The organism is Pectinatus frisingensis (assembly GCF_015732285.1).
GTDB lineage: Bacteria > Bacillota > Negativicutes > Selenomonadales > Selenomonadaceae > Pectinatus > Pectinatus frisingensis.
In genome coordinates this window covers 1-679 of record NZ_WIQU01000020.1, presented here as the reverse complement: position 1 = coordinate 679, position 679 = coordinate 1, and the positions used below count along the sequence as shown (strand labels likewise).

1 pseudogene is annotated in these 679 nt (G+C 45.8%); it reads left to right on the top strand.

From position 1 onward, the window contains the following. Window positions 1–679 (top strand): annotated as a pseudogene (locus I6751_RS02995) (IS256 family transposase); the annotation flags it as partial.

Below are 679 nucleotides of genomic sequence, written 5' to 3'. Positions count from 1 at the left end.
TCAATACGTTACTGGATCAAGAAGCCGCCGAGCTTACTAACGCTGCCAAATACGAGCGTTCGAGTCAGCGTAATGGCTATCGGTCCGGTCATTATAGCCGCGCAACCTCCAGACTACAGCTGGAACCATTTCTTTGAAAGTTCCTAAATTAAAAGGCATTCCTTTTGAAACGGCTATTATTGAGCGTTATCGCCGCCGCGAAAGCAGCGTTGAAGAAGCTCTTATCGAAATGTATCTGGCGAGTGTTTCTGTTTGCCGCGTTGAGGATATTACAGAGGCTCTTTGGGGTTCCAAAGTATCGTCCGGCACCATCAGTAACCTAAACAAGAAAGCATATGCCCATATTGAAGAATGGCTAAATCGCCAGTTTTCGAGCGAAGAATATCCATATGTATTCGTTGTATCTATTAAAAGCGCAGTTGGGGTGGTGAATTTGAAAATGTCGCCATTCTAGTAGCCATTGCCGTAAATCAAGATGGGTTCCGTGAAGTAGTCGGTGCTGCTGAAGGTATGAAGGAAGATAAAGAAGGCTGAAAAGGATTCCTTTCTTCCCTGCAAAGCCGTGGGCTCAAAGGTGTCCAGCTCGTTGTTGGGGACAAATGCCAAGCGATGTGCGACTCTGTGACGAAAATATTCCCAGAGGCGAAATACCAGCGATGTAGTGTACATTTCTTCAGAA